The following is a 21,290-nucleotide window of genomic DNA, read 5'->3' as shown; positions in this document are numbered from 1 at the left end:
CGGGCCCCGTCACCTCGTCCGGCTCACCCCGTACGCCGCAGGGCCAGCACGGCGTTGTGCCCGCCGAACCCGAACGAGTTGCTCAGGGCGAGGTCGCCGAGCGCGGGCAGTCGGCGGGGGTTCTTGGTCACCACGTCCAGGTCGATCGCGTCGTCCTGGACTTCGCAGCCGATGGTGGGTGGGATGAGGCCGTGGTGGAGGGTGAGCACCGTGGCGACGGCCTCCACACCGCCCGCGGCTCCCTGGAGATGGCCGAGGTGGCCCTTGAGCGCGGTCACGGGCACGCTCCCGCCGAGCACGGCGCGCAGCGCGCTCGCCTCGGCGAGGTCGCCGTCGACAGTGGCGGTGGCATGGGCGTTGACGTGGACGACGTCCACGACATGGGCACCGGCGTCGTGGACGGCCCGGCGCAGTGCCAGTGCCACGCCGCTGCCGGACGGGTCGGGCGCGGCCATGTGGTGGGCGTCGGCGGACAGTCCCCAGCCCGCGGCCTCGCAGTAGACGCGCGCGCCGCGTGCCCGGGCGTGCTCCTCGGCCTCCAGGAGCAGGAAGCCCGCACCCTCGCCGTTCACGAAGCCGTCGCGGTCGCCGGCGAACGGCCGGGAGGGGCTGGTGGCTCCGAGCTCGTGGGTGGAGAGCGCGCGCATGGCGGCGAACGAGGCCATGATCGCGGGGGTGACGACGGCTTCGGCGCCCCCGGCGAGGGCGACGTCCACCCGGCCGTACCGGATGCGGTCGATGGCCTGTCCGATGGCCTCGGTGCCGGAGGCGCACGCGCTGGTCACGGTGCGGGCCTCGCCGGTGATGTGCAGCGCGAGCGACACCTGGGAGGCGGCCTGCGAGGGCACGGTCATCGGAGTGGTGAGCGGGGAGACCGCACGCGGACCCTTGTCCCGCAGCTTGCGGTCACCGCCGACGAGCACGGAGGCGTCACCGAGGATGGCCCCGACCGAGACACCGACCCGCTCGGGCGCCAGCCCGCTCTCCGTCGTGCCGGCCGGGTCCAGTCCGGCGTCCTGCCAGGCCTCCCGGGCGGCGAGCACCGCGAACTGGGCGGACCGGTTCATCCGCCGCGCCTGCGGCCGGGGGAGCAGTCCGACGGGGTCCACGGGCACGCTGCCCGCGATGCGCACGGGCAGTTCGGCGAACTCCTCGCCCTCCAACTCGCTTATCCCGCACCGGCCCTCGACCAGGCCCCGCCACAGCTCCTCGACCCCGACACCGAGCGGCGTCACGGCACCGAGCCCGGTGACGACGACCCGGCGGGGTGCGTACACCTCGGCGGCCCGCCTCGGACGCGGGTAATGCCGTACGACATATCCCTTTTGCATGACGTGTTCGGCCAGGTCCCGCAGTTCCTCGTCGGGGACGGGATCCTCGGTCCGGCGGTCCAGGTCCCGGTGCCAGTGACCCCACCTGCGGGTGTACGACTCCTCGACGGCCCGGGGGTCCACGGCGTGCAGTGAGGTGATGCGGTCGCCGTCCCGGAATTCCACCGGGCCGAGGTCGGTGGAGGTGATCTCGGGAATTGCCCCGACATCCATTCGGCGGCAGGCCGTGGTCACTTGGTGACCGCGTTCGAATATATCGTCGTGATCAATTCCGCCGAGTGGCGGCCGCAATGTCAGGCGAATGGTGTGGGGAGTCTCGGGCAGGGTGTGCATCACCACGTACCAGGTGTTCTCCGCCACATCCTGTTCGGACAGGGCGATCAGTTCACCAGGGATCACTTCGGCGACGGTGACGGCGTGGGGCTGTACGGGAACGTCGGACGAACGGCGCATGGGGAGCGATTGCTTTCTGTGGGGATTTCCGTCCCCAACTTTCGGTGACAATGTAGGAATTGCCTAGATGTCCCCATCACATAGTGGGCAACGTCACCGAAAACAGTGATCAGTATTTCGCTCCCGTACCTCCCCTACCGTGCCTGGCCGGACAACCGAATCCCGTGGCCGCCGAGTTCGTCGAAGTACCGCCCCGGATCGGGCGGCCAGGACCGCGGGGCCCGGCATGTACCGGACCCCGCCCACCCGCGAAGACAGGCTCTAGCTCTTACGGTCCTGGAGTTGAGGGCGTTGGGTCTTGCCGCGCTCGCTGTCCTGGAGGTCGCCCGCCCGGCCCCACCGTGTCGGTGGGGTGGGGGAGGGCGACCAGGAATCGGCGGCGATCACCTCCGAGTTGAGCACGTTGTCGCCGTAGAGATCCCGCAGCCAGCTGGCCTGGTAGATGGTGTCGAGGTAGCGCTCGCCGAGGTCCGGACCGATGGCCACGGCGGTGAGTTCGCGTGCGTCGTGCCGGCTCAACCAGTCCGTCGCGCCGCTGACCACCGTGCCGGTGGAGCCGCCGAACACGAAACCTCTCCTGGCCAGCCGGTGGCAGGTACGGACGGTGTCCCTCTCCTCGACCCGTATCACTTCGTCCACGTAGGACTCGTCGAGCAGTGGCGGGCGCATGCTCATCCCGAGGCCCGGAATCATCCGGCGGCCGGGCGGACCACCGAAGGACACCGAGCCCACGCTGTCCACCGCGACGACCCGCACCGGACGGTGCCACTCGCGGAAGTAGCGCGCGCAGCCCATCAGGGTGCCGGTGGTGCCGGCCCCGACGAACAGCACGTCCAGCTGCGGGAACTGACGGGCGATCTCCGGCGCCGTCCTGCGGTAGTGCGCCTTCCAGTTGCTCGGGTTGGTGTACTGACTGAGCCATACATACCGGTCGTCGGAGGCGCACAGGGCACGCACGTATTCGATCCGCGCGCCGAGATAGCCGCCGTTGCTCTCCTCCTGACCGGCGATCATGTGCACCTGGCTGCCCAGGGCTTCCATCATCATCCTGGTCGACAGGTTGCCGCGGGAATCCGTCACGCAAAGGAACCGGTAACCCTTGCTCGCCGCGATCATGCTGAGCGCCACGCCGAGGTTCCCGGACGAGGACTCGACCAGGATCGAATCCGGCTTCAGAACTCCGTCCCGCTCGGCGGCCTCCACCATCTCGATGGCGGCCTTCAACTTGATCGAGCCGGCGAAGTTGAATCCCTCACACTTCAGGAAGAGCGAGTGCCCGATGATCGCCCGGAGGTCGACATAGAGATCCTCTTCGTTGTAGGCCTGGGGAACGGAAATGACGGGCACGACGGTCTCCTCAATCTGGAGCAGAGCACTTTCGGAATGTCCGTCCGACCGTGGGCGGGCTTCTTCGCTTTTTCGGGCGGGAGGCCGTGTCCATCCGGGTCGGACAGGGCCCTGCGTCAGGGGCCGCTGTCTTCTGCGGCCTAGGGTCGAGGCCGGCTCATCCGTACCGGCTCAGTTCGTGGAAGAAGTCGTCGACGACGTGCAGTTCCCCGCAGCGGACCACTTCGTCGTAGACGTACTTGCCGACCGCGAGGTCGAGCACCCCGAGGCCGAAGGGTGAGAACACCACCGGCCGGTCCGCCGGCACGGTCACCCGTCCGGCCATCACGTCGTCCAACGTGCCGTGCACGAAGTCCCGGTTGCCCGTGAGCTGCTCGGCCAGATGCGGCGAGGTGTCGGCCTTCAGGCAGTGCTCGATGTCGTCGACGATGTTGGTCGAGGCGAGCAGGATCTCCGGCGCGAGGTCGCGCAACGACACATGCAGGACCACAGGGTTGTGTTCGAACCAGGACAAGTCGCTGACGTGCGGCTGCCCGGCGACAGTGGCGAAGACCACCAGGTCGCTGTTGCGGATCAGCTGCTCGGCGTTGTCGTGCACGGTGATCCGGCCGGTGGCGCCCGACTGTTCCAGGTAGCACCGGAAACCCGCCGCGCTGTCGGGGGACAGGTCGTGCACACCGACCTCGTCGAACGACCAGCCGGTGCCGACCAGGAACGTGTGGATGTACCGGGCGATCAGGCCCACCCCGAAGAAGCCGACCCGCGCCGGTCGCGGCCGGTCATGGCTGAGCCGGTCGGCAGCCGCCGCGGCCGACGCGGCCGTCCTGGTGGCACTGATGATCGAGCTCTCCAGACAGGCGAATGGGTAGCCGGTGTCATGGTCGTTGAGGATCAGTACGGCCGAGGCCCGGGGGACACCGGCCGCCACGTTCTGCGGGAAGCTGGAGATCCACTTCAGGCCGTCCACCCGTACCTCCCCGCCGATCGAGGCGGGCAGCGCGATGATCCGGGAGGACGGGCGGTCGGGGAACCGCAGGAAGTACGACGGCGGGTTCACCGAGTCACCGGCGCCGTGCACCCGGTAGGTGGCCTCGACCAGCTCCACGATCTGCTTCTCGTGTCCGCGCAGCGCGCGCTGGACCTGGGCGCCGGGGATCACCGCGAACGGCGGCACGGTGATCGGCGCGGCCGGCGCGGACTTCGGTGCGGATTCCGGTGCGGATTCCGACGTGGTGGAACGGGTGGTGGTCATGACGCGGTCACCTCGACGGTCGGGGAGCAGTCGGTCAGACGCACCGGGTCGGCCAGGGCGACGAGCACTTCGCGTGGTCCCTCGAAGGGCTCCCTGCTGTGCGCGGTGCGGATGTTGTCGACAAGCATCAGGTCGCCGGCCTGCCACGGCTCGCGTGCGGTGTGGGCCTCGTAGACGCTGTTGAGCAGCTCCACGACGTCCTCGCCGATCGGGTCGCCGTTGCCGAAGCGGGTGTTGAACGGCAGCCCGTCGGCCCCGTAGACGTCCATCAGGTACTCACGGACCTCGGGGGCCATCGTCCACTCGTTGAGGAACGCGATCTGGTTGAACCAGCAGCGGCGGCCGGTGACTGGGTGGCGCACCACGGCGCTGCGGCGCTGTCGGGTGCACAGCCCACCGTCCGGCTGCCATTCGAACGCGATGGCGTTGGCGCGGCAGTAGCTCTCGACGGCACCACGGTCCTCGGTGCCGAACGCCTCGGCGACGGACGCCCCGATCTCGTCGTTGTAGCTGCGGGTGAGCAGCCAGCCCTCGCGCTCGAACCGCCCGGTCAACTCGGCGGGCAGCGCGTCGAGCACGGTCGGCGCGTCGGCCACCGCGGTCGCCCCTCCGTCGGTGGGCGCGCTCAGACAGGCGAACATCATCAGGCTGGGGAACTCGAGCGTGTAGCTCAGTTCGTGGTGCATGCACATCGGCTGGTTCGGCGGCCACTTCGTCGAGGAGTACACGCCGTCGGAGTAGCTCCGTCGCGGTGCGAAGACCTCTTTCTCGGTCATCAGACCGGTGGCGAGCTTCGAGAAGACGGCACCGGTCTCGGCCGCCTCGCGCAGCCCGAGACCGCGGACCAAAACGCAGCCGTGTTCGGCGACGACGGTGCGCAGCGCGTCCCGGTGCGCGGCTGCCCAGCCCGCCGCGCCACCGGTGACCTCGGCCCGCAGAAGCGGAGGTCTGCCGGGCTGCAGTTCCACGTCGACCATCGACGCCGTGGAAGTGGACGACATCTCGGTTTCCTTTCCGTAGCCACTCAGTCGGTTGTCACTCGGGTCAGTCACTCGTCGGTTGTCATTCGTCGGTTGACATCCGTCAGTTGTCATTCGTCGGTTGTCACCAGTCAGTTGTCACTCAGGAGGGAGCGAACAGTTCGGCGGCGCGCAGAACGGCCTGTGCCGCTTCGGCCGGACGGGTGCGCGGGAAGTAGTGGCCGCCGTCGGCGAGCTCGTGCAGGTCGACCTGCTCGGCCAGGAGCTGCCAGTCGCGGTAGCGGTGCGGGTGGTCCGCCGTGCTCGGGTCGTCGGCGGCGACGACCACGGTGACCGGAGCGGACAGCTTCGGAGTCGGCGGGTTGTCCAGGAGGTCGGCGAAACAGCGGTGTGCGGACACGCAGTCGTGCCGGTAGGCGGCACCGACGTGCTCGGCGTGCCGCGCGTCCAGTTCGCCGAGTTCGGTGTACCCGCCCGCCGCGCTCAGCTTGGCGGCGATCGCGGCGTCGCTCAGTTCCGTCAGTTCGTCGATGGCGGCGCGCCGCAGGGCGGCGTCGCCGAGCAGTTGCGCGCCGAGGAACACCCGCTGGACGTCCACCCCGCGCTCCTGGAGCCTTCTGGCCGTCTCCAGGGCCGGCGCGGCGCCCGAGGAGTGGCCCCACAGCAGGATCCTGGTCAGGCCACGCCGGACGATCTCGTCGACGACCTGTTCGACCACCTGTGTCATCGGTGCGAACGGTTCGCGGTCGGCGGCCACGTCGTGACCGGGCAGCTCGATGGCGTAGACGGCGGGCCCGCCGGGCGGCAGCGCCCTGGCAAGCGGCTGGAAGTTCACCGCGTTGCCGCCGGCGTACGGGAAGCACACCAGGGCCCCGCCCCGCGCGTCGTCCGATTCCGACAGCGGGTGCAGCAGCCCGGGGCGCCGCTGTGACCTGCCGTCGACCAGCGCGGCCAGGTCGGCGAGGACCGGGTGACGGGTGACGTCCTTGAGGGACACCGCACGATCCAGGGTGATCGCGAGCTTCACCGCCGAGAGGGAGGTGCCGCCGCGGTCGAAGAAGTGGTCGCGGCGTCCGATCCGGTCTTCCGGGACGCCGAGGACCTTCGCCCAGGCGGCCGCCAGGCGCTGTTCGGTCGGGGTGGCCGGCGGCTGGTGCTCGTCGTCGGTGGTGGCGGGTTCTTCGGCGAGTGCCGCCAGGGCCTTCTTGTCGATCTTGCTGTTGGCGGTCAGTGGCAGGCTCTCGCGCCAGTGGAAGGCCGACGGGACCATGTACTCGGGCAGCGACTCGGCGAGCCGGGCCGGCAGGACGTCGCCGTCGAGGGCCCGCGGGCCCGAGTAGAACGCCACCAGGTGCTTGCTCTGATCGGCCCGCTCGGCGACGACCACCGCGCCGTCCCGCACCCCCGGCACCCGCAACAGGGTGTTCTCGATCTCGCCGATCTCGATCCGGAAGCCACGGATCTTGACCTGGGTGTCCCGGCGGCCGAGGAACTCCAGCTTGCCCCCGGGCTGCCAGCGGCCGTAGTCGCCGCCCCGGTAGAGCCGGGCGCCCTCACGGTGTGGATCGGCCAGATAGGCCTGCCGGGTGCGCTCGGGGTCGTTGATGTACCCGCGGCCGACGCAGACCCCGGAGAACACGATCAGGCCGGGGGCGCCGAGCGGCACCGGGGTGAGGTGTTCGTCGACGACGTAGACGCGCACGTTGTTGACCGCGCGGCCCAGCAGGATGCGCTCCGGCGCCCGGTCCATGACCTCGTGGTTGGTGTCGTCCGAGGTCTCGGTCAGCCCGTAGGCGTTGACCAGCTTGATCCCGGGCTGGACGGCGAACCAGCGCTCCGTGAGCTCCTTCTTCAACGCCTCGCCGGTGACCGACACGCATCGCAGGTCCGGCAGCTCGCGGGGGTGCTGCCGCAGACAGGACACGACGACGTCCAGGTACGAGGGCACGACCTGGAGGACGGCGACCCGGCCTTCGACGATCTTGTCGACGAACCGCTGGACGTCGAGGATCACCTCCTGCTCCACCAGCAGGGTCTGCCCGCCGACCAGGAGCCCGGACACCAGTTGCCACAGCGAGATGTCGAAGCACTGGGGCGCGGTCTGCGCGACCACCTGTCCCTCGCCGAGTCCCAGGTCGTCGATCTTGGCGTAGAGGTGGTTGAGCATCCCCGCGTGCTCGCACATCGCGCCCTTCGGCTCACCCGTGGAGCCGGAAGTGAAGTAGATGTAGGCGAGTTGGTCCGCTGCCACGGGCACGCCCGGATCGTCGTCGGCGTGGTCCTCCGCGTAGGCCGCGTCGATGAGGACCTTCCCGATCCCGGGCAGGGACTCCAGGGCCTGGTCGAGGGTGGTGGTGCTGCCGTGCTCGGTCAGCACGAGGGCGCACTCGGCGCGCGTGAGGGTGGTGGCGATGCGGCCGGCCGGGAAGTGCGGCTCGATGGGCAGGTACACGCCCCCGGCCTTGAAGACCGCCAGCACGGCGGCCGGCCAGTCCAGGTTGCGTTCGGTCACCACCGCGACCACGCCCTCCCGGCGCAGCCCGCGTGCCAGCAGCGCGCGTGCCAGCCGGTTGGCCCGGGCGTTGAGCTCGCGGTAGGTCCACCGCCGTTCACCGTGTACGGCCGCGACGGCGTCCGGGTGTTCCCGTACCCGCTGTTCGAACAGCTCGTGCATGCGGCGGTCGGGCAGCTCCCGGTGGGGTCCGGCGAGCCCTTCGAGCTGGAAGTGGAGTTCCTCGGCGGAGAGCAGGCCCTGCCGTCCGTGCTCGGCATCAGGGCCGACGGCGATCAGGGCGAGCGCGGTGACGTGGTAACCGGCGATCCGGGCGGCGCAGTCCGCGTCGAGTACGTCGGTCCGGTACCGCAGCCGCTGCACGAGCCGGCCGTCCCGCCACGAGAACCCGATCCACACCACGGTGTCCTCGGCCAGGTCACCGCCCACACCGCCCGGATCGAAGACGGCCTCGAACGGCGCTTCGGTCAGGCTCAGTTCGCGCCTGAGGTCGTCGACCGGGAAGTCCTTGTGCGACAACAGCTCCGACGCGGCCCGATGGGCGTTCAGCAGCAGCTTCCGCCACGTCGGGGGTTCGGTCGTCAGGCGGCAGGGCAGCGGTCGGCCGCCGTCGGCGGGGACATAGCCGGACACGACCTCGCGCTCACCGGACAGCGCGGCGAGCACCTTGGCGTGCGCGGCCAGCAGCACCGAGTCGAGCGGTACCGCCAGGTCCTGCGCCAGCCCGCGCAGCGGTCCCGCGATGTCCTCCGGGACCGTCGTCTCGTGGTCGGCGACGCCCGCCACCGGCTGGGGCGTCCACCGCGGCACCGCGGTGAACCCTCCGGCCACGAGCTGACCGCGCCAGAACTCCCGATCGGCTTCCACTTGCACTCTCATCGCATCTTCCCGTGTGACTGGGCCTGCAGGCCGGAGCGGTCACGCTGTGCCTCGTACGCCAGCGCGGTAGGCTGATAGGGGGCCTCGCGCGTTTCGGCAGCCGGGTTCCCGCCCCACCGGGCGCGCTCCGGGACCTCCTCGCCCTTCATGAGGAAGGAGTCGGGGGCGAGCTCCGCGCCGTCGCCCATCGTCACGCCGTAGTGGACGTGGGCGCCGACACCGAGCGTGGAGCCGGCGCCGATCGTGCTGCGGTCGGACTTGAAGGTGCCGTCCTCCTGTGAATGGCACTGGATCTTGCTTCCCGCGTTGAGCGTGCAGTCGCTCCCGATGGTGGTGAGCATCCGCTCCGTCAGGTGGCACCCGTCGTCGAAGACCCTGCTGCCGATCCGAACGCCCAGCATCCGCCAGATCAGACTCTTGAAAGGGGTCCCGTTGAAGATGTTGAGGTAGTTCTCCGGCACCTTCCAGAGGCGCTCGTGCCACCAGAAGTACGGATCGTAGATGGAACACAATTGCGGTTGCAGTCCGCGGAATGCGGCAATACTGCGTTCCACCAGCACGAAGTAGAAAGGCGTGAAAGCAAGGCTGAACACCAAGAACGCTGCGATCAGCACATGACCGTACGAGTCGTACAGGTCGACATCGGCGAGAGCGACCACCGTGAGGACGAAGAAGTAGATCCACCGCACCATCAGGAAGAAGGCGATCGAGCGGATGTTGTAACGATTCTTCGCGGCGAGACTGCGACGGAACTCCTCGCCGCTGCGGAGATGGTCGAACCGTGAGTCGCGCTCGACCGACCGGGGAATCTCGAAACACGGCGAGCCCAACAGACCCACCCCCTCGCGCACCTCGCCTTCGAGCGGAATCATCACCTTCGTCGCGAGGAGGCAGTTCTCGCCCGTCCTGGCCCCCGACGGATAGGCGATGTTGTTCCCGATGAAGTTGCGTGGTCCGATCGAGGCCTTGGACACCCGGAAAGAGGAGCTCGAATAGTCCGCGTTGATGATGGAGAGCCCGTCGGCGACCATCGTGCCGCTGCCGACCGAACACAGATACGGGGTTTCGTGCTGCACTTCCGTGCCGAAGTTCGACCCGGTCTGTTCGATCCGGGACAAGTCGTATCCGAGGCCGCGCAGATAGTAGACGATGAAGGAGCTGTCACCGAGCAGCCATTTGAAGAACTTGATGTTGGTCATGCGCCCGATCGCGCGGAACGTCGAGTAGTGGAAGCCGTACAGCGGATAGACCTTCTCCGGCTTGATGACCAGGTTCAGCAGGCGCGGAAGGGTGAACAGCACCGCCACGCCGAAGACGACGAAGCCGAAGAACAGCACGAAGGACAGCGCCAGCGCGTCGGCGTAGAGACCTGGTGAGGTGAAGCCCACCGAACCCGGGCCCAGCCGGTTGTGCAGCGCCGGAATCAGATCGATCAGCATGTACGCGCCCCCGACCATCAGCGGCACGTAGAGGAAGAACACCTGAAGCAGGGTGACGAAGCCGAAGCCGACCCGGCGCAGTGTGCCGCACGCGGTCGATTCGACCCTCACGTAGTCGTGCTCGGTGGGCTGTGCCGGGGAGCCGTGCCACTGTTGGCCGCCCGGGACCGTCTGGCCGCTGTACAGCGTGGACGTGTGGCCGAGCTGCGCCCCGTCGCCCATCGACGTGTCGATGTCGAGCACGGTCTTCTCGCCGATGAACACGTCCCGGCCCAGGGTGACCCGCCCGGTCTGGATACGCCCTGCGTGCGCCCGGTAGCAGTGGAAGAACGAGTCCTTGCGGATCACCGTTCCGGCACCGATCGTGAGCAGGTCGGGGCAGGCCGGAGTCTGGCGGGAGAGGATCGTGACCCCCTTGCCGATCCGGGCGCCCAGGGCGCGCAGGTACAGCACGTACAGGGGATTGCCGACGAAGAAGATCATCGGGTTGGCGTGGATCAGCGCCTTGACCGTCCAGAAGCGCAGATACGTCAGTCCCCAGATCGGGAACTCGCGCGGTTTCCATCTGCCGACGAGAATCCATTTGGCCACGATCGGGAAGGTGCACAGAGCGACGAAAGCGATGGAGCCGAAGACGAGCGATCGCAGGTAAATGCCGAACGCGTTGGAACCGGCGGACACCCATCCGTAGCCCCGGTCGGCGACAATTGCGGCGAGGAAAGAATATCCCATGAAGAACAAGAACTGAAGCGCTCCACAGAGGACGTACCGCGCCGTCCCGGCCCGCGTCACCACCGTGGCCGGCGCCGGAACCGACGACTCTGCCGGAAGCGGTTCGGCGTCCGCGAGCCCCGTCGCCAGGCTTCGGATCGTCGGGTACCGGTAGATGTCCTTCATCGACGCCGAGGGGAGATCCGGCCGTTTTCTGATTCGTGCACAGAATTGGGCCATCACCAATGAGTTGGCGCCGAGGTCGTTGAAGAAGTGACTCTCGACCGATACTCGTTCGACGTCGATGACGCCGGCCAACACCTCGGCGAGCTCCTTCTCGATGCCGCTCTTCGGTCCGGTGTGCTCACGCTTGTCGAGTGAGGATTCACCCGGATCAGGCGTCAGGACTTCGACGGACTTCTCCTCCATGCGAGCTCCTTGAGGAACTTTCGAACGCCGCCTGCCAATACGGCCGACGCCCTGTACGCGCGCTTTTCAATGGCCGGAGCAAGTAATCCGGAGGCCATGAGGTCGGGATCTGTTGTCCGGTGACAAAACCGGCCCGGTCACAGGACCGTTGCCTCAGTCTTAGCCGCCCATCCGTGGGGCTGCCACTCGAACCGGATCGTGTCGGTATGGCACTGGCCTTCGACGGCGTCAGGGGGTTCTCGCTGCTGACGTCCGATGCCCGCGGCACAGAGCGGTCGACACCCGTTTTCACCTCTCCTCCGTGATCCCGACCGACGGGCCGGGGAGGAGTTGCGCACGGGATTCGCCTTACTGCGTACGAGTGGCGTGTATCTGATCCGGAAGGGCGGGCGGAAACGGCACCGACGGGGTCGGGACGTGGGCGTGGAGGCTCTGGGCAGGCGGAGATCTGCGAGGACGTGGAGATCGGTGGGGGCGTGGGGATCTGTGGAGATATGGAGGAGAGGCGCGGCGCGGCCGGGCCTGCGGCCGCTCACGGGCGCGAGGAGAGGGCGCGGGGGCGCCCACGAAGAGAACTGCCGCCGGGTACCTGTCACGTCGTCCGAGCCGCGGGGTACTCCGTCACGTCTGAGCCGCCGGGCACCCCGTCACGTCTGAGCTGCGGGGTGTCCCCTCATGTCTGAGCTCCGGGGCACCCCGTCAGGTTCGAGCCGCGGGGTACTCCGTCACGTCTGAGCTGCGGGGTGTCCCGTCACGTCTGAGCCGCGGGGTACTCCGTCACGTCCGAGCCGCCGGGCACCCCAGCACGTCTGAGCCGCCCGGCTACCCCCGGCATGCCTGAGCCGGAGGCGTCCACGTGGTCGCGTGGACGTCTCCGGCTCGGACGGGGACTCCTCTATTGCCCAGCAGGGGGCGCCGCGTGTCCCGACGGCGCCTTCTCCGTGCCAGGTACACGCACCAGGTCCACGTCGCTCGCGCGGACGTAGGCGATCCGGTGGCCGAACTGGATCTCGTAGTACTCCTCGCGCCCCGTCACCACCAGGCTCGGTGTGTCACTGAAGGTCGACCTGTCGATATAGGAACCGACGGGCCGGGACTGCGCCACGTACCGCTGGCCCGCGAGGAGGCTGTACGGGAGCGGGGAATCGGACTGCTGCTCCACTCCCTCCGGGTAGGCCTCCTCCTCCGGGAGGGCGCGCCCGAACACCGGGATCTCGTTCAAGCCCTCCTTCGGAGTCACGAACCGGCCGCTCGCGCCGACGGCCGTCGGATGGTTCTTCGGGTTCTTGAACCACGCCTTGTGGCCCTGGTACCAGATCGCCGTCCAGTCGCCACTGCGTCCGGCGACCGCGTAGGTCTGGCCGGCGGAGACCCGCGACCCCAGGTCGTTGACGTCCTCCGTGGAGTCCTCGCCGTCGGGACGCCGGCCCGGGTCCTGGATCAGTGGCGCGTGCTCGTCCGGCTCGGTGTGCAGGCGGACGGCGCTGGAGCCGTGCGGCGCGCACTTCACACCGCTCTTGGTGCACCCCGTGAACACCGGCTTGTGAGTGGTGAAGTCCGGCAGCACGGTCACCAGGTCGCTGTCGGGCCCGGCCGTGGCACGCAGGGGCGCGCCGAGGAGGTCGAAGTAGTGCCGCCAGTCCCAGAAGGGGCCGGGGTCGTCGTGCATGTCGGGGATGCTCGAGGTGGTCGGCGCCGCCACGTTGTCGTGCCCGAAGATGTGCTGACGGTCGAGCGGGATGTTGTACTTCTTCGCCAGGTAGCGCACCAGTTTGGCTGAGGACTGGTACATCTGCTCCGTGTACCAGGCGTCGGGCTGCCTGAGGAACCCCTCGTGCTCGATGCCGATCGAACGGGCGTTCACAAACTGGTTCCCGGAGTGCCAGGCCACGTCCTTGGTCCTGATGTGCTGGGTGACATGGCCGTCCTTGGAGCGGATCGAGTAGTGCCAGGACGCCTCCGTCGGATCCTGCACGGTCTGACGCATGGACGGCAGGCCCGCCTCCGTGTCGTGGATGACGATGTACTCGATCTTCTGGTCCCTGGGCCGGTCGGCCAGGTCGTGATTGCCGTAGTCGCCGTTGTCGTCGTACTCGACGTACGGCGCGGCGAGCCAGTCGCAGGTCAGCTCCGCGGGACACTCGACCTCCTTGGGCCGCCGTGCCGCCTGGGGGTGAGGAGTGCGGGGGTGTACGCCAGGGCTGGCGGGGAGGGTGACCTGCTGTCCGGAGTCGGTGGTGCGGTGCGCGCCCTTGCGGATCACCGCGAAGACGTTGTTCGCGTACTCCGCCGCCGACGCGGTGTCGCCGGTCCCCGGGAAGCGTGCCACCGCCTCCCACCAGTCCGCCGGGTTGGTGCTGAGCGGCTTGCCGAGCTGCCGTTGTGTCTCCGCGAGGAGCGCCGCACCTCCGCGTACGTTGGCCTCGGCATCGGTCCGCAGCCGCGCCACCGGGGCTCCGATCAGGCCGGCGGCCCGGCGCAGGTCCGCGGGCTGCGCGGAGCGTCCGCCCGGGGAGCCCGCCGCGGGCGAGGCCGAGGACCCCGCCGCGGCCGCGGGCGGCTGGGCACCTCCGCGGTGCGACTCCGACGGAGCCGGTGTCGGGGACTTGCCCTTGGCCTGGCGGGCGTCGACCAGGTGCATCGGCCCGTAGCCGCCGACGACGCTCGGGGTGCCCGGCCGGGCGTCCCATCGCGACTGCAGGTAGGACACGCCCAGAAGCACACTGCGCGGCACGTGGTATTCGTTCGCGGCGTCCGTGAAGACGTTCTGAAGCTGGCGGTCGGCCGATGTCCCTCCGGCGCACGCCGCCGGGCCGGCCAGCAGCGGCATCAGGAGCGCCGCGGAGGCGGTCATGCGGACTGTACGGCGGTGCTCACGTGGGGAGTTGGGGACACGGGGGGCGACACGTCTTCTCATCGCAAGGGTCTCCAATCATGCTCGTCGCAATCAGGACAAAGGAGTTGCCCTCTGCATCACCCCCCGTACGTTTCCGTGCCCGACACGCCCCGTCGCGCCAAGCGTCACTGGTGTGGCCCAGCCACCCGGCAGAGGCCACCCGGTCGGCGGCAGAACGTCCGCCCCGGCGGGGAGTCGGCGCGAGCCCGCCGCGGCACGCGGGAGTCCCGTCGTACGGGGCGCGTGGGAGTGCCGTCATACGGGGCGCGTGGGAGCCCCGTCATACGGGGTGCGCGGAAGTGTCGCCGTACGGGGGAGGTGACGGCTCAGTCCTGGACCGGGTCCACCTGCCAGTCGGGGTGTCCCGGCATGGGCGGGGTGCGGTCCCCGTACAACCACGGCGTCAGGAACGGCTTCAGATCCTCGCCCGCGACCTCGGACGCCAGCGCGACGAAGTCCTGGGTACCGGCCGCCCGCCCCTGGTACTTCGTCACCCAGGACCGCTCGATCTTCTCGAAGGTCCCCTCGCCGACCTTCTCCCGGAGGGCGTAGAGCACGAGCGCCGAGCCGTCGTACCGCACCTGCTTGAACAGGGCCGCCTCGGTGCGGGGTTCGGCGGGCGCCCCGTCGTCGTGACGCCACTGGTCGTGCTGCTCGTACGCCGCCCGCATCGCGGATTCGATGCTGTCGCCGTCGTGCGCCTCGGAGTAGAGACGCTCGTAGAAACGGGCGTGCCCCTCGCTCAGCCACAGGTCGGACCACCGCCGGATGGCCACGCTGTCGCCGGTCCACTGATGGGTCAGCTCGTGTACGAGGTCGCGCTCGGCGCCGACCCGGTCACCCTGTAGGTCGCCCTTCGGCACAAGGGACAGCGACTGCGTCTCCAGCGCCACCGGCAGGTCGGTGTCCCCCACCAGCACGCCGTAACGGCGAAACGGGTACGGGCCGAGCCGCTGTTCCAGCCAGGCCAGGTGCTCGGGCGTGAGTGAGCGATAGGCCTTGGTCTCGGCGACCAGGTCACCGGGGACCGCGTCCCGGACGGGCAGCCCGTGCGGACCGGTGCTCTCGACGAACGTGAACTTCCCGATCGCCATCTGCACCAGCTGCGCCGCGACCGGCTGCTCGGAGTCGTACGTCCACAGGACCCGTCCGTCGGGCCGCGGCGCGCGCTCGACGAGCCGGCCGTTGGCGACCGCGCTGACACCCGGTGGAGTGGTGATGAGGAAGGTGACCGGCGCCCGCAGGCTCGGATGGTCGTTCGCCGGGAAGATCATCTTGGCCCCGTCGGGCTGCGGATAGAGCACGGTGCCGTCGGGTGTGGGCACCCAGCCGTAGTCTCCGATCGCGTCGCCGCGGTGCCTTCGCTGTGTCGGGTCGGCGGTGTAGGCGACCCGCACGGTGAACGCGCCGCCCTGGGGGATCGGCTTCGCGGGTGTGACGACGAGTTCGTCACCGTCGCGCACGGTCCTCGCCGGTACGTCGTCCACGGTGACCGAGTGCAGCGTGTTGCCCGCGAAGTCGAGGTCGAAGCGGGACAGGGCCTGCGTGGCGCTCGCGCTGATGGTCGTACTGGCGTCGAAGCGTGTCCTGGGCGCCCGCCAGTCGAAGGCGAGCGTGTAGCGGCTGACCGTGTACCCCCCGTTGCCGTCGAGCGGCAGAAGCGGGTCGCCGATACCCGGGGCACCGGGTGAGCCGGCGGAGGCGGTGGTGCGGGAGGGGGCCGTGGTGGCGAGGGTGCCTGGGCGGGCGGGGGAGGGGCGGTCTCCATGGGGGAGGGCGCCGACGAGGACCACGGCACCGCCGATCCCCACGGCGCCGGTGACGGCGAGGAGGAGGGCCGTACGGCGGGTGCGGGGGCCCGGGAGGCCACGGAGACCCCGGGGGCCACGGGACTGACTCGGCTGCCGGGGGTCGTGGATCTCCATGGCCGCACTATGTCAGCCGGATCAGCCCATAACCGACTATTTCGGCTCACATCCTTGTCGGTCACTTCATGGCCGGTCACCTCGCGGGGGTACTGCGACTGGTCACTGCGACTGGTCACTGCGACGGGGTGCTGCGATGGGGTGCTGCGGTGGGGTGCCGCGACGGGGTGCCGCGACGGGGTGCTGCCATCAGAAACGGGGATAACTCCCCGGTTGCGTGCTAGCGTCGAAGCAGGAAACGGGGATCAGTCCCCGCTGGCGGGGAGGGTGGACGTGGCGGATACGGCGCTGGTGTTGGGCGGGGGCGGCCTGACCGCGTACGCGTGGCAGGTCGGCATGCTGGCGGGGCTGGCCGACGCCGGGCTGGAGCTCGGCGATGCCGACGTGCTCGCCGGCACGTCGGCCGGCTCGCTGCTCGCCGTGGAACTGGCCGCAGGAGCGGCGCCCGCCGACCTGTACGAGGTACAGGTCGCCCGGAAGCGAGCCATGATGGAGGTGGACTTCACCTTCTTCATGACGGTCAAGTACCTGTGGGCGGCGCTCGGTTCGCGCGATCCGGCGACCGTGGTCAAGCGGCTGGGCCGGCTCTCCCTGAACGTGCACGACGTGACGGAGACCGATGTGTTCGACGCGATCCGCCCCCAACTGCCGGTTGAGGACTGGCCGGAGCGGCCCGTGCGGCTGTTCGCGGTGGATGCGCTCACCGGCGAACCGACCGGCTTCAGCGCCAACAGTGGCGTCGACCTGGTGACGGCGATGTCGGCCACGTGCGCACTGCCACCGCTGTTCCCGCCGATCACGATCGGGACGGGCCGCTGGATGGACGGGGGCGTACGTTCCACGACCAACGCCGACTTGGCGCACGACTGCCGACGGGTGGTGGTCCTGGCCCCGATCCCCGACGTGCCGGGCGCGACCCCGAGTGCCTTCGATCAGGTGGCCTCCCTCGAGGCGGGCGGTACCCGGGCCGCCCTGCTGGTCCCGGACCGAGCGGCCCGCCGCGCGTTCGGCCGCAACGCGCTGGATGCGTCCCGCATTCCGGGCGCGGCCCAGGCAGGCCTACGCCAGGCGGCCGAGTACGCCGAAGAGGTCCGAGCCATCTGGCACGGCTGAGCCTCGACGGAGTGCGCGATCCGGGTCGGGAGGCTGCGGTCGCTCGAAGCCGACCGGGTGTCGGGACAGGACGATTGAGTGACACACCAGCCGGACTGAGTGCGATGCCGTACCCGCCGAACTCACCGCGACCGCACCCGAGTTGCTACTTGGCATTTCGCCCCACACACACGAAGGTGACGCCTCGCCACGGCGGCATGTGAACCCACGATCCCTGGCCCCGTGTCGTTGTCTCCCGGTCGCTGCACGGGCGCCCCGGGCATAGGCTGGTCGTACCGAATGCGGCCATGCGGCCGCCGACGAGACCACGTTGTCGCCGATGGCTGTCCGGCCACGGTACGAGTCGGCGGTGCGGCTCGCTTCCGTGGCAGCCGTCCTCCACGCCGACACTCCCCAGCAGGCCTTTTCGGCGCTGCTGTATTTCCTGCGGCCAGGGAGTCGCAATGAAGAACCCCACTCTGCTGCACCGTCGCGCCGCGACCATCGTCGCGGCGGCGCTCTTGACCGGTGGCACGGTACTGACGACGGGCGCTTCCGCGACCGTCTCCGAAGTCAGCCCGTCCGATCAGCAGGCCATCGTCTCCGAGACCAACAGCGTGCGCCAGCAGGCCGGCCAGTCACCATTGACCTGGGACGACTCGCTCGCCAAGGCAGCCCAGGCCTGGGCCGACAACCCGGCATCCACCGAGGGCGGCAGCCTGCATCACGGCCCGATCAGCAACGCCGCCGAAAACATATCCTCCTCTTCGGCGACCCAGGCCACGGGACGATGGGCCTCGGAGAAGAGCGCCTACGACGCCGACCCCAACCACGACACCGACAGCCCCGGTTACCGGAAATGGGGTCACTACTACAACATGATCAGCGAGAGATACGGGAAGATCGGCTGCGGCACCAAGAGCGGCGTTCCCACCGGCTCGATCACGGTGTGCCAGTACGCACCCTGACGCTGTGTGCGGCAGCCGTGCCTACACGTCTCGCCCGAGCTTCAGTGTTCGCGGAGGCCGCATTCAGCCGGGTAAAGAGTGGAGCCCGCGGACAGCGAACCGGACGGCGGTCGCGTGAGCTGGACGCACGTGGCGCCGGTGGCATCGGTCGCGAGGGCGTCGATACGGACCGCCGGAGCGGGTCGCAGGAACGGCGGGGTGTGCGGTTGGGCCTCGGCCGGTGTGTCGAAGGGTGCGCCTTCGAGGACGGCGAGGGCGATCAGGGTGCCATCGGACTGGGCTCGATCTCCTCGATGGTCAGTCGCCAGTGACGCTCCGCCTCTGCCAGGAGGCTCTTGCCGCCGCGTCCGTGGGCGCGCAGGGCACCGCGATGGCCGCGTATGTGCCGCGCTATGGCGCAGCAGAGCGGGACGTCGGTGCCATAGGGGGTGTCCACGCGGTTGTGGCCGGCGGCCGGGAAAGAGTCCAGTGCCTCCGACAGGAGCCCGAGGGCCGCGTCCTTGATACGCGGCCGTCGGCCGTTTTCAACGAGGTCCAGCAGGATCGGAGTGGCTGCGTAGGTTGCCGGGAACACCATGGCGGCGTGGCCGCAGACGAAGCCACCGCCGGCGAGGAGGGCCGCCGCGTCGCCTGTCTGGTTGGCGGTGGTGGACACCGTCAGCAGCCGCAGCGCGTGAGCGACACGCTCAGGATCGTCGCACTGGTGCCAGGTCGGGTTGGGTATCGCCGACCAGTTCACAGCATCGATGGCGTCAAGGGACACGCCCGTATTCGACCACAGAGCGAACAGCCACTGGCAGAGCGAGGGGTGCACTGCGGTGGCTGAGCCGTCATGCGCCTGTCGTCGAGCCGGGGCGGACGATCATCAGGACCACCACGATCAGCCAGAGGAGGGCGAACAGACCGGTGATCACCGACAGGCGGGGGAGCCGGGCGATCAGGGCCTGCGTGGCGGTCGGTGTCCGTTCGGGTTTGTCGAGCTGAGTGACCACGTCGTCCTGGGTGCCGAGCACCGCGACGCCCAGCAGGACGGCGGCCACCGCTGTCAGAGCCATGGAGACGATGAGCCAGGCGCTGCCCATCACGCCCATCACCTCGGCGGTGCCGACACCGAAGACCGGTACGGAGATTCCGACCACCGAGTAGACCCGGCAGATCCGGTGCAGCAGCCGGACCGATCCCTCGGCCGACTGCTGCTCGGGTCCGTCGGCCAGCGCGTGGCGTGCAGAACGCGGGAACAAGCTCGCCGCGATGGTGACCGGTCCGGCAGGATCGCGGCCAGCACGTGGATGCTGAGCAGGATTTTGGCCATGCCGGTGTCTCCCTTTCGCGCGCACGCCGGCGCGGGGCGTCAGACGCACGGTTTCAGTCTGGTTCGAAGCCCGACGATTGATCGCGGCGTCGCCCGGAGGTCTGGCCGTCCGTTTGACCGGAGCTCGGTTCGCGGGCGGTGCCGGTGTTGATAGTTGTGCTCAACGATCAACACCGGCTGTTCGGGGGGAAGTTGTGCGCGGGGAAGCCCTGTAGGCGCCTCGCACCGTCCCGTTGACGTACCGCTTATGCCTCGGCGGATGTCCGGGGACGGTGAACGCCCTCGGTACCGCCGTACCCACCATGCGGGCGAGGGGTGCGAGGAGGCTCGTCGCGCTGCCGCCGTGTGACGCACCCTCCAGGATCCTGTCCGCCTGCGGCGAGGGGATGCCCGCCTCGACGAGACGGTCATGCAGGTTCCGGGGGAAGCGACTGGTGACGACAGTTCCGAGCACGGTTCCCAGCTGACGAGCCGTGTTCACCGCTGCCGCCGCCATGCCTTCCTACTGTGGCGGGGTGAGGTTCCCCCCTGATCTTGGACAGCTGGTGTTTACGCTGCGGGGGTGAAGCCGTGCTCGGCCACGCCGCCACCGGGGGCCGGCACCGCGTCGCGTGGCGCCGCGCCGCGCGCCGGCAGGTCCTCAGCCACCCTTGCCTGGTCCGCTTCCGTTCCCCGGCGAAGCCGGAGTCGGCTCGATCTTCCTGCTCACTACGGTCGGCGGGATGGCCGACCGATTCCCCTTTCGTGGTGTTTGCACCCCACACGATAGGAGCATATGCTCCTATATGTTTGACCCCCACAGCACTGTTGAGGAAACAAAATGATCAATACAGAGGATCTGGTCAGCCGGAACGCCGCGTTCGCCGCCCGTGGCGCGCATGAGGGCCTGCACATCCTGGGCAGCGGCAACCTGATGGTCATCGGGTGCGTCGACTCCCGTGTCGATCCGAGCCACGTGCTCGGGCTGCACCTCGGCGAGGTCACAGCGATCCGCAACGTGGGCGGACGCGTCAACCCGGCCGTGTTTCGCACCCTGCTCATGCTCGCGAAGGTCAGGGAGGCCCACCGCGGCGGCGCCCCCGCAGGCACGCACATCGTGGTCATGCATCACACCGATTGCGGCATCAGGGACATCGCGGCGTTCCCCGAAATGCTCGCGGACGACTTCGACATCCCCGTCGAGGCGCTGGACGCGAAAGCCGTCATGGACCCGGTTGCCGCCGTCCAGGTCGACGTCGGGGTCCTCAAGGAGGTCCTCAGGACCAGGATGCCCGCAGGCCTCGTGACAGGGCTCGTCTACGACGTCGAGACCGGATTGATCGAGGTCGTCGTCCCGACCGCGAGGGCCGGCGAGGAGTAGGCGCCGGCTTCGTCCACCTCGGCGAGGCTCACCAAGGCATTGCCCGACAGAGGCGGCCGGGTTGCGCCCGTGCGGGCAGATCGGATGAGACTGCGCAGGACGAACACGGCAGCACAGGGCCCCGTCGAAGCCTTCGCCGAACGCTACAAGACGGCCTTCGGGCAGTACGTCCTGGCTGCCGACGTGGGCGAGCCATCGCCTCTGCCTCGCGCCGCGAACAAGCGGCGATGCGCCGCCCGACGGCGCGATGGGCCGCCGACGGGCGGGCCAGCGCGCGGCGCGAGCAGCTGCCCCTGATTCCCGCACGCATCGATGAGCAGCGCAGCATCACCGTGGGCCGGGCGGCCTCGAAGGCAGCGACAGTGCCCGGTCGGCCGCCTTGGTGCGCAGCCGCCCAGCCCGTG

General features: G+C 69.3%; 12 protein-coding genes and 1 pseudogene. 3 read left to right on the top strand and 10 right to left on the bottom strand.

The genetic code is table 11. The annotated features are described in order from the left end of the window. Window positions 1-23 precede the first annotated feature (23 nt). From ACZ7M2_RS08030 to ACZ7M2_RS07995, 8 genes are all read right to left on the bottom strand, one after another. The gene (locus tag ACZ7M2_RS08030) at window positions 24-1,784 is read right to left on the bottom strand and encodes a beta-ketoacyl-[acyl-carrier-protein] synthase family protein (protein WP_471594605.1); all 1,761 of its coding nucleotides are present in this window, start codon (window positions 1,782-1,784) and stop codon (window positions 24-26) included. Window positions 1,785-2,045: 261 nt separating this feature from the next. Continuing rightward, window positions 2,046-3,131: a 2,3-diaminopropionate biosynthesis protein SbnA gene (sbnA, locus tag ACZ7M2_RS08025; protein ID WP_352053589.1), complete on the bottom strand. Its 1,086-nt coding sequence runs from the start codon at window positions 3,129-3,131 to the stop codon at window positions 2,046-2,048. Between the two features lie 157 nt (window positions 3,132-3,288). After that, window positions 3,289-4,383 carry a 2,3-diaminopropionate biosynthesis protein SbnB gene (sbnB, locus tag ACZ7M2_RS08020; RefSeq protein ID WP_471594604.1) on the bottom strand — a complete coding sequence of 365 codons (1,095 nt, stop codon included), beginning with the start codon at window positions 4,381-4,383 and terminating at the stop codon, window positions 3,289-3,291. Next, window positions 4,380-5,384, bottom strand: a complete 1,005-nt coding sequence (locus ACZ7M2_RS08015) for a TauD/TfdA family dioxygenase (RefSeq protein WP_471594603.1) — start codon at window positions 5,382-5,384, stop codon at window positions 4,380-4,382. The genes sbnB and ACZ7M2_RS08015 overlap by 4 nt, the downstream gene beginning before the upstream one ends. Before the next feature lie 121 nt (window positions 5,385-5,505). Then, a complete protein-coding gene (locus ACZ7M2_RS08010; protein ID WP_471594602.1) occupies window positions 5,506-8,754 on the bottom strand; it encodes a non-ribosomal peptide synthetase in 3,249 nt (1,082 codons plus the stop codon). Next, window positions 8,751-11,333: a Pls/PosA family non-ribosomal peptide synthetase gene (locus tag ACZ7M2_RS08005; protein ID WP_471594601.1), complete on the bottom strand. Its 2,583-nt coding sequence runs from the start codon at window positions 11,331-11,333 to the stop codon at window positions 8,751-8,753. The genes ACZ7M2_RS08010 and ACZ7M2_RS08005 overlap by 4 nt, the downstream gene beginning before the upstream one ends. An 895-nt stretch (window positions 11,334-12,228) precedes the next feature. Then, complete coding sequence (locus ACZ7M2_RS08000; RefSeq protein ID WP_471594600.1) at window positions 12,229-14,187, bottom strand: N-acetylmuramoyl-L-alanine amidase; 1,959 nt, start codon at window positions 14,185-14,187, stop codon at window positions 12,229-12,231. Window positions 14,188-14,555: 368 nt separating this feature from the next. Further along, window positions 14,556-16,154, bottom strand: a complete 1,599-nt coding sequence (locus tag ACZ7M2_RS07995) for a M1 family metallopeptidase (protein ID WP_471594599.1) — start codon at window positions 16,152-16,154, stop codon at window positions 14,556-14,558. Window positions 16,155-16,427: 273 nt separating this feature from the next. Between ACZ7M2_RS07995 and ACZ7M2_RS07990 the strand changes: the two genes are divergently transcribed. Then, on the top strand, window positions 16,428-17,267 hold the full coding sequence (locus ACZ7M2_RS07990) for a patatin-like phospholipase family protein (protein ID WP_471594598.1): 840 nt from the start codon (window positions 16,428-16,430) through the stop codon (window positions 17,265-17,267). Window positions 17,268-17,710: 443 nt separating this feature from the next. Further along, on the top strand, window positions 17,711-18,214 hold the full coding sequence (locus tag ACZ7M2_RS07985) for a CAP domain-containing protein (protein WP_352052749.1): 504 nt from the start codon (window positions 17,711-17,713) through the stop codon (window positions 18,212-18,214). A gap of 259 nt (window positions 18,215-18,473) precedes the next feature. On the opposite strand, the gene ACZ7M2_RS07980 is transcribed toward ACZ7M2_RS07985, so the two are convergent. Continuing rightward, a complete protein-coding gene (locus ACZ7M2_RS07980) occupies window positions 18,474-18,977 on the bottom strand; it encodes a hypothetical protein (RefSeq protein WP_471594597.1) in 504 nt (167 codons plus the stop codon). A gap of 67 nt (window positions 18,978-19,044) precedes the next feature. After that, window positions 19,045-19,526: pseudogene (locus ACZ7M2_RS07975) on the bottom strand (DUF2269 family protein). Between the two features lie 820 nt (window positions 19,527-20,346). On the opposite strand from ACZ7M2_RS07975, the gene ACZ7M2_RS07970 reads away from it, so the two are divergent. Then, a complete protein-coding gene (locus ACZ7M2_RS07970) occupies window positions 20,347-20,886 on the top strand; it encodes a carbonic anhydrase (protein ID WP_471594596.1) in 540 nt (179 codons plus the stop codon). Window positions 20,887-21,290: the final 404 nt, after the last annotated feature.

The sequence above is a fragment of the Streptomyces sp. NPDC111507 genome (assembly GCF_055638955.1).
Note: the sequence above shows the minus strand (reverse complement) of the source record. Positions and strands in the feature narration are given on the sequence as shown.

Coding starts and splice junctions, on each gene's coding strand:
- ACZ7M2_RS08030 (WP_471594605.1), bottom strand. CDS start 1,784: ATGCGCCGTTCGTCCGACGTTCCCGTACAGCCCCACGCCGTCACCGTC.
- sbnB (WP_471594604.1), bottom strand. CDS start 4,383: ATGACCACCACCCGTTCCACCACGTCGGAATCCGCACCGGAATCCGCA.
- ACZ7M2_RS08015 (WP_471594603.1), bottom strand. CDS start 5,384: ATGTCGTCCACTTCCACGGCGTCGATGGTCGACGTGGAACTGCAGCCC.
- ACZ7M2_RS08010 (WP_471594602.1), bottom strand. CDS start 8,754: ATGAGAGTGCAAGTGGAAGCCGATCGGGAGTTCTGGCGCGGTCAGCTC.
- ACZ7M2_RS08005 (WP_471594601.1), bottom strand. CDS start 11,333: ATGGAGGAGAAGTCCGTCGAAGTCCTGACGCCTGATCCGGGTGAATCC.
- ACZ7M2_RS08000 (WP_471594600.1), bottom strand. CDS start 14,187: ATGACCGCCTCCGCGGCGCTCCTGATGCCGCTGCTGGCCGGCCCGGCG.
- ACZ7M2_RS07995 (WP_471594599.1), bottom strand. CDS start 16,154: ATGGAGATCCACGACCCCCGGCAGCCGAGTCAGTCCCGTGGCCCCCGG.
- ACZ7M2_RS07985 (WP_352052749.1), top strand. CDS start 17,711: ATGAAGAACCCCACTCTGCTGCACCGTCGCGCCGCGACCATCGTCGCG.
- ACZ7M2_RS07970 (WP_471594596.1), top strand. CDS start 20,347: ATGATCAATACAGAGGATCTGGTCAGCCGGAACGCCGCGTTCGCCGCC.